10 protein-coding genes are annotated in these 11,777 nt (G+C 36.7%); all 10 read left to right on the forward strand.

Annotated features, from left to right (window positions below; genetic code table 11):
* The first annotated feature begins 235 nt into the window (after positions 1 to 235).
* The 10 genes from PMI_RS05810 (at position 236) to ahpC (ending at position 11,700) form a co-directional block, all read left to right on the forward strand.
* On the forward strand, positions 236 to 2,632 hold the full coding sequence (locus PMI_RS05810; protein WP_012367899.1) for a DMSO/selenate family reductase complex A subunit: 2,397 nt from the start codon (positions 236 to 238) through the stop codon (positions 2,630 to 2,632).
* Complete coding sequence (locus PMI_RS05815; protein WP_012367900.1) at positions 2,629 to 3,258, forward strand: DMSO/selenate family reductase complex B subunit; 630 nt, start codon at positions 2,629 to 2,631, stop codon at positions 3,256 to 3,258. Before PMI_RS05810 ends, PMI_RS05815 begins: the two co-directional genes overlap by 4 nt.
* Entirely contained in the window at positions 3,255 to 4,127 is an 873-nt protein-coding gene (locus PMI_RS05820) for a dimethyl sulfoxide reductase anchor subunit family protein (RefSeq protein ID WP_004248022.1), read from the forward strand. The genes PMI_RS05815 and PMI_RS05820 overlap by 4 nt, the downstream gene beginning before the upstream one ends.
* Before the next feature lie 20 nt (positions 4,128 to 4,147).
* Positions 4,148 to 5,032, forward strand: coding sequence for a 4Fe-4S binding protein (locus tag PMI_RS05825; RefSeq protein WP_004242836.1), 885 nt, complete (start codon positions 4,148 to 4,150; stop codon positions 5,030 to 5,032).
* 130 nt (positions 5,033 to 5,162) lie between these two features.
* Positions 5,163 to 6,188 (forward strand): NAD(P)H-quinone oxidoreductase, encoded by a 1,026-nt coding sequence (locus PMI_RS05830; RefSeq protein WP_004242837.1) that lies wholly within the window; start codon positions 5,163 to 5,165, stop codon positions 6,186 to 6,188.
* Positions 6,189 to 6,701: 513 nt separating this feature from the next.
* Positions 6,702 to 8,534 carry a swarming inhibition tyrosine decarboxylase DisA gene (gene disA, locus PMI_RS05835; RefSeq protein WP_017628132.1) on the forward strand — a complete coding sequence of 611 codons (1,833 nt, stop codon included), beginning with the start codon at positions 6,702 to 6,704 and terminating at the stop codon, positions 8,532 to 8,534.
* Between the two features lie 354 nt (positions 8,535 to 8,888).
* Positions 8,889 to 9,707, forward strand: a complete 819-nt coding sequence (locus PMI_RS05840; protein WP_017827809.1) for a PadR family transcriptional regulator — start codon at positions 8,889 to 8,891, stop codon at positions 9,705 to 9,707.
* On the forward strand, positions 9,700 to 9,855 hold the full coding sequence (locus tag PMI_RS19445; RefSeq protein WP_004242841.1) for a hypothetical protein: 156 nt from the start codon (positions 9,700 to 9,702) through the stop codon (positions 9,853 to 9,855). Before PMI_RS05840 ends, PMI_RS19445 begins: the two co-directional genes overlap by 8 nt.
* A gap of 281 nt (positions 9,856 to 10,136) precedes the next feature.
* Positions 10,137 to 10,844: a hypothetical protein gene (locus PMI_RS05845; RefSeq protein WP_012367903.1), complete on the forward strand. Its 708-nt coding sequence runs from the start codon at positions 10,137 to 10,139 to the stop codon at positions 10,842 to 10,844.
* A gap of 292 nt (positions 10,845 to 11,136) precedes the next feature.
* Positions 11,137 to 11,700, forward strand: a complete 564-nt coding sequence (ahpC, locus tag PMI_RS05850) for an alkyl hydroperoxide reductase subunit C (protein ID WP_004242845.1) — start codon at positions 11,137 to 11,139, stop codon at positions 11,698 to 11,700.
* Positions 11,701 to 11,777: the final 77 nt, after the last annotated feature.

The following is an 11,777-nucleotide window of genomic DNA, read 5'->3' on the forward strand; positions in this document are numbered from 1 at the left end:
AACAGAAATTAATCATCTGTTAACACTTCCTAAGTAAAGTTAGCTAAATGTATTTTTGATACAACTTAATGCTAACTTGAATTAGCTTTTCCTTATAAAATGGCAGATCCCATACAAAGACGAATGGAGTTTTGAAACATTCGCTTACCTATTAAGTGGTATTGATATGTATCAATAAGGGTTATCCACTATCTTTTATCATTTTCATTAATAAAAATAGTTATGTGAGAATGATATGTCTATAAAAAAACAAGAAAAAAGGCTTGCTAATCAAGAGGGGATGCCATTAACGCGTCGTCATTTTGTACAAGCCAGTGCAGCATTAGTGAGTATGCCTTTTTTCGCACAAAATGCACAGGCCAATCTTGATAAAAGCCTACCTATTGCCAACATTGATGAGAAACCTGCTACTGTCGTCGCAACATGCAGCACCTTTGACTGTGGTGGTAAATGTGATATCCGAGCTCATGTTAAAGAGGGAATTGTTACCCGTATTACCACAAGACCAGATGCTGATTTAGATGAACAAATGCCGATAATGAGAGCCTGCGTAAGAGGTAGAGGTTATCGTAAATTCACTTATCATGCGGATAGACTTAAATATCCCATGAAACGTGTGGGTAAGCGCGGTGAAGGCAAATTTGAGCGTATCTCTTGGGATGAAGCAACCTCTTTAATTGCTGAGAATGTAACACGATTAACTCAACAGCATGGTGCAGCAAGTCGTTTTCTTACGGTAAATACCGCCGTCACTGGGGGGATCTTCTCTGGTGATACTATGATGAAAAAACTCTTTAATCTCACAGGAGGATATCTTCCTTATTATCACTCAGTGAGCTTAGGGAATACCGCTAAAGTCACACCTTATACTTATGGCGTATCTAAAACAGGAAGTTCTCTTGATACTTTAGCGGATACGCCTTTAGTTATTTTGTGGGGACATAATCCCAACGAAACCATTTTTGGTCACACCAATCACTATTTTCAAAAAATGAAAAATAATGGGACCAAATTTATTGTTGTCGATCCTCGTTATTCAGATACAGCCCAATCTTTAGCTGATCAATGGATCCCATTACTTCCTACCACAGATAATGCACTGATGGATGCAATGATGTATGTCATTGTGACCGAAAATTTACATGATAAAGCGTTTATCGATAAATATGTGCTAGGTTTTGATGAAGATCATATGCCTGAAGGGGTGCCAGCTAACGAATCATTAATGGCTTATTTATTAGGGAAAAAAGACGGTATAGCGAAAACCCCAGAATGGGCGACAAAAATCACACGAGTCCCAGCCAATACTATCCGTCAATTAGCACGTGAATATGCGATGACAAAACCCGCGGCCTTAATTCAAGGTTGGGGGCCACAACGTCATATTTGTGGTGAACGTACCGCCCGTGGTTCAACGTTATTAGCAGCAATTACTGGGAATGTGGGTAAAAAAGGCGCTTGGGCGGCTGGATATGGCGGAATTGGTAACCGTCAATCTATTCGTGGTCCTAATATTGGCAAAAATCCGGTAACTGCACAAATATCCATTATGAATTGGATGCAAGCTGTTGAGGATGCGAGCAAAGTGACGCCAGAAGATGGCCTTATTGGCGTCGATAAACTTGATAGTAATATCAAAATGATCTTTTCTTTAGCGGGTAACTATCTTGTCAATCAAAACCCTGATGTTAATGCGGCAGCTAAGTTACTTGAAGATGAATCTAAAGTAGAGTTTATCGTTGTTAGTGATCTATATATGTCTCCGTCAGCCAAATACGCAGACTTAGTTTTACCAGAAACGAGCTTTTTAGAGCGTTGGAATATCGGTAATACATGGGGAACGGGCAACTATTTCTTACTGTCAGAAAAAGTCGTTGAACCTGCTTTTGAAAGACGTTCTGATTATGAATGGATCAGCGATGTTGCTGAGAAAATGGGAGTCAAAGAGGCTTTTACCGAAGGACGAACAGAAAAAGAGTGGATAGCTTATCTCGTTAATACTAACAAAGAACGCTTTAAAGATAGACCTGATTTCCCAACTTTTGATGAATTACTCAAGACTCGCCGCTATCTTTTCAAAGATGCACCTTTTGTTGCATTTGAAGAAAATATTCGTGATCCAGAAAATCATCCTTTCCCAACTCCATCAGGAAAAATTGAAATTTTCTCTAAACGTCTCTATGACATGAATAATGTCGATATTCCTGCATTATCTCATTATGTTCCTGCAATTGAAGGTCCAGAAGATAAATTGACCGAGAAATATCCACTACAAATGTTAACTTGGAAAGGAAAAAATAGAGCTAATTCAACGCAATATGCTAACCCTTGGTTACAAGAGGTACAACGCCAAGAAATGTGGATAAACCCTATTGATGCACAAAATAGAGGCATCAAAAATGGCGATATGGTGCGTATCTATAACGACAGAGGGATCACCCAAATACCCGCTTTAGTTACCGAGCGAATTATTCCTGGTGTGGTTGGTTTACAGGCGGGGGCTTGGTGGTCTCCTGATAAAGACGGTGTTGATCATGGTGGGTGCCCTAACGTTTTGACATCAACACGTATGACACCATTAGCCCATGGTAATTCACATTTAACCGTTTTAGTTGAGGTAACCAAAGCATGAGTGAATTCAAACAATATGCGCCTGTTAGCGATGAACAGCTTGGTTTTTTTATTGATTCTTCTCGTTGCTCAGGTTGTAAAGCATGCCAAGTTGCATGTAAAGATAAAAATAATTTAGAGGTTGGGCGCCGTTTTCGCCGTATTTATGAAATACAGGGCGGGGGATTTGCGCCTAATGGGCAAGGTGCATTTGAAAATAATGTCTTTGCATACACATTAACGATTTCATGTAATCACTGTAACGATCCTATATGTGTAAAAAACTGTCCAACAACAGCAATGCATAAACGCCCCGGGGATGGCATTGTCCGTGTTGATACCAGCAAATGTGTTGGGTGTGGTTATTGCTCATGGTCATGTCCTTATGGTGCACCACAAATGAATACTGAAACGGGACAAATGTCGAAATGTGATTTCTGCGTAGATTTATTAGCAGAAGGTAAAAATCCTATTTGTGTTGATACATGTCCATTAAATGCGATTAAGTTTGGAAAAATTAAAGATCTACGCGCTAAATATGGTCATTTAAGCCAAGTTCAAGGGTTACCTGATTTTACAATCACTCACCCTAATTTGGTCATTAAACCACATACTGGTGCAATTAAAAAAGGAGGGAACCAAGCATGAGTGAATGGCCATTAGTTACCTTTACTTTGTTAGTACAAAGTTCTGTTGGTGTTACTATTTTTACTGCCCTCTATTTTTGTTGGTTAGAGAAAGAAATAGGTAATCAACGAGCAACACGCACTTTGCGCCCCGTATTACTGACAAGTGCTATATTGGGATGCTTAGGATTATTAGCCTCAACACTGCATATGGGATATCCGTGGAATGCGTTTCATGCCTTGCGCCATATATCATCATCATGGTTAAGCCGTGAGATTATCTTTGCTGCTCTTTACCTGGGCGCACTATGTTTATATACCTTGCTAGTACTAATAAAAGGTCATATGAATAAAACCCTCTTAGCCATTATCGGTTTACTGGGGTTAGTGGATATTTTCTGTATGGCTTCGCTTTATTACAGCACATCGATGATAACTTGGATGCATGTTAATACCTATTTTATGTTTATCGGTTCTGTTTTTTCTGCGGGAGCGGTGATCACGTTATTGATCACTTCAATAAGGGTTAAAGCCTTTGCTGATGGCGAACTTGCTAAAAAAATAGTATTAAGTGCTTTAGTTGGTATTTTTCTTGCTGTGACTATCCGTATGGCAGAGCAACCACTTTATTTATCATGGATGTCAGAAATACAATTAACCAATGATGCAATTACTTTTCCTCATACCCCTATAATTGCGTATAATGAGACTTTCGGATTAAGAATATCTGCATGGATATTGTCTATTATCAGTATATTAATGATGGGATATAGCCTGTATAAATATCGTATAGCTGTATTTACTTCTGGGTTATCTCTAATTTGGGGTAGCGGTATTGTCCTGTTAATTGCTGAGATACTTAACCGATTTGCATTTTTTATTGTTAAGTAATAGTAATGGAGTCATGAAGTATGAGGCGTTTTATTAGGGTAGATCTTCCTCCTGAACCTATCATTAATGATAAATGTGTTAGGAAACGCCTCAAACAAAGCCTTTGTGATAGCTGTTCAAAAGTCTGTCCTGTGGACGCTATCACTTTTAGTCTTTTGAACGTTGAAATAGATAATGAGCGTTGTTTCCAATGCGGTAATTGTCTATTTACTTGCCCTGTTGACGCTATAGAAAATATCTCCCCCCATGAACGTAGCTTTCAAGATAATCTATTAGTCATTAATCATGATGAACCACTGGCCAGTATTGAAGAGCTTTTGGTTTGGCATCGACAATATCAAATACGCGGTATGAAAATAGCGGAACCCTTGGTTGATAAGTGGCTGCCGATACTCGCACAACTTAATTTGCAATTAAAAACCTTACAAGAGCCTATTTGGCAATTAGTTTTAGTGGAGCCTGAACCGGTCGATAGTGGTCGTCGCTTTATGCTATTTCGACAAAAATTAGATGAAAAGCCACTTAATAAAGGTCACGTAAAAACAGGATTAAATGCAAGGAAACAGCTTTATCCGCAAGATAGCTGGTTCCATATTCAATTAGATAAAGAAAGTTGTATTCTTTGTTCTGCATGTGCCAAGGTGTGTGATGAAGGTGCAATCACAATCGAAGATAATCGCTTTATCATTGATGAAAAACGTTGCACCGGTTGTATGAACTGCCAAGTTGTCTGTTTTCCAAAATCAATAAAAGTCGTAGAACAAATTGCTAAAAATAGCACACCGACACATTACCATTATTATGATGCACAATGTGATAAATGCCGCCTTGCTTTTTTTGCTTGGGAGCCTAATGCCACCTTATGTCCGATTTGTACTCAGCATCAAAAACAGGGATGGCTATAACAGTGTTTATAATTTGTTCTATGCAAAAATAAATTTATCTCAATAACATCATTACTTAAATAAAATGACTATTTTTATGCGATAGTGATTGTTGATAAAGATCTCATTCATTTCTAAGTAAGGTGACATCATGATAAAAAATAATGACTTACCTGCTTTTATGACGCAAGTGGTTATTACTGAACCCGGTGGCGTTGATAAACTGCAATTAGAAAATAGCCCATTACCGTCATTGCCCCCTCATTATATGTTGGTAAAAGTTAATGCAGCGGGTGTTAATCGCCCTGATATTTTTCAACGTCAAGGTAGTTATCCACCGCCAGCCGATGCATCTCCTATATTAGGATTAGAGATTGCTGGGGAAGTGGTGAAATTAGGTGAACATTGTACAAAATGGGCAATAGGTGATCGTGTTTGTGCTTTAGTTGCTGGTGGCGGTTATGCTGAATATTGTTTAGTCCATGAAGATATCGCTTTACCGTCGCAAGGATTAAGCGATATTGAAGCGGCAGCATTACCTGAAAATTTATTTACTGTTTGGGCAAATCTATTTCAACTCGGTCAGTTAAAAGCAGGGGAATCGGTTTTGATCCATGGGGGCACTTCTGGGATTGGCTCTATGGCGATTATGTTAGCACACAATCTTGGTTGTGAAATTTACACAACGGTAGGTTCAAAAGAAAAAGCCGAAGTTGCCCAAAAATTAGGGGCTAATCATGTTATTAATTACCGTGAGAAAGATTTTGCTACAGAAATTCCTGTATTAACTCAAGGTAAAGGCGTTGATGTCATACTTGATATTATCGGCGGCGATTATGTGGAAAAAAATTATCAAGTTGCGGCGAAATTTGGCAGAGTGATCCAAGTTGGCATGATGAAAGGGGCCCCTAAAAACTTAAATATGATGCCACTGATGCTTAAGCGATTAATTCATACAGGTTCTACCATGCGTTCTAGAACGCCAGAAGAAAAAACGCATATAGCACAAGAATTAAAACAACAAGTATGGCCGTTGATTATCAAAGGTCAAATTAAGCCTATTATTAATGCGGTCTTTTCTTTACAAGAAGTTGCCAAAGCACATCAATTAATGGAGTCTGGTGACTTAATTGGTAAAGTAGTGCTTGAGATTGATATGAATAAATCACTGGTGTAGAGCTAAAATAAATTTATTTTATTTATTATAAGTTATAAAAGCATTCTCATTCTCAATCACGATTATTCTGAAAAAACACATAATAAAGATATTATGTGTTTTTTTATTCTCTATAAAAAATTTAAGAAGCTTTAATATGATCCTGTGCTTTTTGCGTCATTATAAAAATAAACCTCACTTAATAATCCATCTTATCTAAGATAAAAAATCACTTATTTAAAATAAAACAGATTTAAGTATCGACTATGGTAAAAATATTATAATAAGTTTTGAAAAATAGCATAAATCAAAATTGATAATGAAATTTATAAACTAATTAATAAAACTAAATCATTTATCATGAAAAAGTAAAAACTTTAGAACGAACTTGGAAAATCTTATCTGATATCAATAAAATAAAGAAGATTCTTACTCATCATGTAGTATATCATTTAAAAAGAGACTAATTATTTACGTAAAATAAACTCAATTCTGATTAAAATTGATAACAAAAATTTATATATAGGTGCGATGATGGCAAATCACAAAGAAACCTGTCTGAGTGCTGCAGAGCGTGTGTTTGATACCCGAACCGTGGATACCCTAACATGTTATCATCGAGAGATGGTAAAGATGTTGATGGATAGTGAGTCCTTTTATTCTAGTCCAAATAACTCACAGATAAATACTAATGAGAGATTAGAGAACAAAATAAAAAGCAATACCATTGAAAATAAAGCTGTGAAGGGATCTTATGGTGATATTTTAAATAATTTAAACCAGCAGCTAATGAATAATAAACCTGAGATTGAGCCTTATTTCTCACATTACAACTCTCCCGTCATGCGATTGGCGAAATTAGGCTACCTTTCTGCACTGGCCTATAATGCTGATAATGTTTTTAACAAACATTCACCCATACAAAAACAGCAAGAGCAAAAAATAACTCATGATTTGTGTAAACTAATCGGTTTTGAACCAGATAAAGCATTTGGGCATATTACCACCAGTCATGTTTTTGCTTGTTATGAAATTTTGTGGGCTTTGAGAAATTTAAAAACACTGCCGATGGCGATTGCACGTCATCCAAAATCAAGAGATCTGGTTGCAGATAAAAAAGCATTTGAGTTATTTAATATGTCTATCACTGATATTTTATCCATCAGTGAACAGCTATATGAGCGAGATATTTTTGATGATGTCAGCCATTTAACTTGTCGTGGCACCGGCATGACAAGAACGATGCATTTAGGTAAATTACTAGTACCGATATACCGCTTCGAATTTTGGAAGAAGGCGATGGATATCTTGGGGTTAGGTTATGATAATCTCATTGCCTTACCAATAGATGAAGAGTTTAAAACAGATATAGCTAAAACGCGTCATATTGTGCTTCGCTTAATAGAGCAGGGAGAGCCGATACTCGGTATTATTGGCGTGTTAGGCTCATCGACATACGGTAGCATTGACAAACTTAAGCCTCTTTTCGAATTACGTGAAGAGTGTGAAAAACAACATAACAACTCATTCTATATTCACATTGATGCATCCCAATTAGGCTATATGAAAAGCCTGTTTCTTGACGAAAATAATAGCATCATCCCTTATAACATATTGTGCGATAAACTTAAGCAAGAAGCACCTTTACTTGAGTTAACCTCAGATATTTATGATAGTTTTACTCAGCTATCAAGAGCTGATTCTGTTTCTTTTGAGCCATTTCAAGCGGGATTTTCTCCTTATCCTACGGGGATTGTTTGTATAAAAGATGCTCGATTAAGTCGTTTTCTCGCTAACCCGCCAAAACTGTGCCCAGAAGAGGGGAATATTCCCGATGAAATTGATGGGATCCAATCAGCACCTGCGGTTGCATCAATGTGGGGGATCCATCAGCTATATGCTTTTAATCATTTTGGGTATGGGCAATGCGCTCAAAATCAATGGGAAGCTAGAGTAAAACTGGAACAACAATTAAAACAAGAGAACGAATTTGAAAAATCGGGTATCTCTTATGCTATTCATATTTTGCCAGTTTCAGATTTTAATAAACTCACTTTTGCCATTGCTCTTAAAGGCAACCAATGTTTAAAAATACAAAATCAGCTAAATAATGCTATTTATAAAAATTTAGAAATAAAGAGCCAATATAAGCCAGATCTCAACCTATTAGTGCTGTGTGCTCGTAATAGCGATGATATACCTGCTCAGTTTTGTCAACAATGTCATTTAGGTAAAGATGAATGGAAGCAAGTTAACCACTTAAGTCTTTTACAATTAACGATAAAAAACACTGATAAATGGAGTGAAGAGCATATTAAAGCAGGGTACGACTATATTAAAAAAGTTGTCCTATCTGCATTAAAATAGCTATTTTGTTCTATTTATTATTTAACATAGTAAAAGTTAGCAAGGAAAAGGTTGCTAACTTTTTTAGTTTACCCTTATAAAAGTGACGCTGTCACTAAAGTTACTCCTTCCTTTGCTTGTTTCGTTTGTCTAGCTCCTTATTTTCGTTATAAATAGCACATAAAATCAAGCTCGAGAATGAGAATCATTCATAATTAGGAGTGAATGATAGAATGTAACTATAGATAAATCATATTGTTACTATTCCTTATGATAGATAAAGTAAATAGATATATCTAAAACTTGATCATTTAGATATATCGGATTATATTGGTCATCAATGATTTCGATATATCTAAAAAATGAGGGAATATTATGATGATCCAAGCGTTACATTCGCTTTATCAACAACACACCGATAATGGTGGTCATGGCATCGGACGTTGTGGTGGTAAAGGTAAACACAGAGGACAACACCACAATGGCAATAATGAACATTGTTGTCATGGTGAAAGAGGCCATCACCAAGAAGGTCATGGCAAATGTTGCCAACAGGGTGAGCAAAGTCATGAGCATAATGATCATGCCGAACATGGCTGCTGTCACGGTGAAAAACAGCAAGAGCATGGTAAACGACATGGCCGAGGTTGTGGTGCTGGTAAAGGAAAAGGAAGAGGCCAAGGTCGTCAATTAAAACGTATGTTTGACCATGGTGATTTACGTGTCCTTTTGTTGAGTATGATCGCGGCAAAACCTAGCCATGGGTATGAAATTATTCGAGGAATAGATGAAGCATCTTCAGGACTATATGTACCAAGTCCAGGGGTTATATATCCAACACTGACACTATTAGAAGAGCAAGATTTAGTTGTTGCTAATATCGCTGAAAAAGGCCGTAAAAATTATAGTATTACGCCAGAAGGTTCAGCATTTTTAGCAGAAAACCAAGAAACAGAAAAAAATATTCAAAATAAACTGGCTTATGCACGTGATTTATCACAAAACGCAGGGGGAGTTTCTGAGGAAATCGAATTTGCGGTAGGAAAATTAAAAGCGGTATTACGTCATAAGTTAGTATTGAAACAACTTTCTGTAGAAAAAGCGCAACGCATTGCTTTTATACTTAATGAAGCAGTCGAAAAAATAGAAGCCATTAATGAGGCATTGATCTCTGAGGTAAGGGAAGATGAATAAAACAGAAACACCATTACGGAACAGAAGCAAAAATAATGATATTGAAAAAGAAGAGCTAGAAAATAATCCAGCCGTCAAAGAGCAAATTTGTCCTAAAATGCCAGTATCCTATTTTCGACGAGCGTTACGAAAAACAGGTAGACTATGATAATGCTAGACAGAGGCTATCCATATGCTATAGCTTCTGTCGTTTTGAGCATGCTGCCTCGCATATTTCTTTTATCATGTCATCATTTTTTTCAACGCACTGTTTTTTCAAATAGTTCTCACTACTAATGAGGCACTTTATAACTATTTCAGTGGTTTTTTATTAGTTTTTTATTATAAGTTGTGAGACTCCTCGCTTTTTTATTCTTAGTTCATTACTTGCTGATTTTATTGATACTGTTATTTTTTAATTTGTCATAATATTCGAGATACCATTGATATATGGTAAAACCAAAATGCTACCCATGCATCTATATGAATAAGATGATAGATAAGATAAATAAGATGACAGATAAGATAAACAGTACCTATATGCCTTACAAACATTATAAAAATAGCATAGCAATATTATTTCTCGCCTCTGCCTTGCTACCTAGATTTTCTGTGGCTGAACCACTCACTCATTTACCTCAAAAAGATCGCATTTCTTATTTTGCTCAAGCGGAGAAAATGGCCATCACTGGTGTGGCTATCAAAACCAAACCCGTTTTAGCCAGACCTGCAAAAGAAGGGGAAGTGATCACCACTTACATAAAAGGTGAAGGGGTTGAAACTATTTCGGAGCCAGCCAAAGCGGGTGATTGGGTTGTACAAAATATTTGTCCAGCAACAGGTAATGAAGAAATTTTGGTCAGAAAAGATAAATTTACTCAGCGCTATAATCTGGCTGATGTAGACAAAGCGAAAAGCATCACACCGATAAGGCAAGGCTATCAAGTTTTTATCCCTAAAGGGATTGAAATGAATTATTTTATTGTTCCAAAACAAACCGCTGAGTTTGCAATGGAAGCGCCCTGGGGAGAGCTACAACGTTTTCAAGCCGGTGATGCAGTTGTGCAATCTACCACCGATAAACAAGATATTTATCGGATCCAACAGGCCGCTTTTAAATGCACTTATACTATTTTAAAAACCGCCAAAGAGATTTGATCTGTATATATGTGATAAAAAGCGCTAAATTGAAAAAATAATTGTTACTTTTTATAGAGTTAATTTTATAGTTTTACTGCTAAAAATAGCAATAATTAGCTTTTTTTGTCATTAAATCGTGTTTTTTTGTATTTTTTTTAGTCATTTGCGTTAGTCGCTACATTTCGTTAATCTATCTCTATCAATTTATTAAACTCATTAGGTAAAACCTATTGATATGATAGTAGGAATGTATTAGATATTCTCAATTGGAATAGGTACATTAGATTCATACCAAACAGGAGGAAATACAATGTCTTTAATTAATACCCCAATCAAACCATTCAAAAACATGGCATTTAAAGACGGTCAATTCGTAGAAGTGACTGAAAAGGACGTCGAAGGCAAATGGAGCATTTTCTTCTTCTATCCAGCTGACTTTACCTTTGTTTGTCCAACAGAATTAGGTGACTTAGCTGATCATTATGAAGAATTCCAAAAAATGGGTGTAGAAATTTACTCTGTTTCTACTGACACTCATTTTACTCATAAAGCATGGCATAGCAGCTCAGAAACTATCGGTAAAATCAAATATGGCATGATCGGTGACCCAACTGGCGCATTAACTCGTAACTTTGAAAATATGCGTGAAGCGGAAGGTCTGGCAGATCGTGGTACTTTCGTTGTTGACCCACAAGGTATCATCCAAGCAATCGAAATTACTGCTGAAGGTATTGGCCGTGATGCAGCTGACCTGTTACGTAAAGTAAAAGCGGCTCAATATGTTGCTAGCCACCCAGGTGAAGTTTGCCCAGCAAAATGGAAAGAAGGTGATGCAACTTTAGCTCCATCACTGGATTTAGTTGGCAAAATCTAAAAAATTCTAAATAAGAATCAAGCCACTAAAGAAGCTACTAACGTAGTTATTTATCGGGTGTTTCGGCACCCGATTTT

It is taken from the genome of Proteus mirabilis HI4320, assembly GCF_000069965.1.
In the GTDB taxonomy this organism is placed as follows: domain Bacteria; phylum Pseudomonadota; class Gammaproteobacteria; order Enterobacterales; family Enterobacteriaceae; genus Proteus; species Proteus mirabilis.

What these genes read in the sequence shown, in the direction of transcription:
- PMI_RS05840 (WP_017827809.1), top strand. Translation starts at nt 8,889, where the DNA reads ATGATGATCCAAGCGTTACATTCGCTTTATCAACAACACACCGATAAT.
- PMI_RS05810 (WP_012367899.1), top strand. Translation starts at nt 236, where the DNA reads ATGTCTATAAAAAAACAAGAAAAAAGGCTTGCTAATCAAGAGGGGATG.
- PMI_RS05825 (WP_004242836.1), top strand. Translation starts at nt 4,148, where the DNA reads ATGAGGCGTTTTATTAGGGTAGATCTTCCTCCTGAACCTATCATTAAT.
- ahpC (WP_004242845.1), top strand. Translation starts at nt 11,137, where the DNA reads ATGTCTTTAATTAATACCCCAATCAAACCATTCAAAAACATGGCATTT.
- PMI_RS05820 (WP_004248022.1), top strand. Translation starts at nt 3,255, where the DNA reads ATGAGTGAATGGCCATTAGTTACCTTTACTTTGTTAGTACAAAGTTCT.
- PMI_RS05845 (WP_012367903.1), top strand. Translation starts at nt 10,137, where the DNA reads ATGGTAAAACCAAAATGCTACCCATGCATCTATATGAATAAGATGATA.
- disA (WP_017628132.1), top strand. Translation starts at nt 6,702, where the DNA reads ATGGCAAATCACAAAGAAACCTGTCTGAGTGCTGCAGAGCGTGTGTTT.
- PMI_RS05830 (WP_004242837.1), top strand. Translation starts at nt 5,163, where the DNA reads ATGATAAAAAATAATGACTTACCTGCTTTTATGACGCAAGTGGTTATT.
- PMI_RS19445 (WP_004242841.1), top strand. Translation starts at nt 9,700, where the DNA reads ATGAATAAAACAGAAACACCATTACGGAACAGAAGCAAAAATAATGAT.
- PMI_RS05815 (WP_012367900.1), top strand. Translation starts at nt 2,629, where the DNA reads ATGAGTGAATTCAAACAATATGCGCCTGTTAGCGATGAACAGCTTGGT.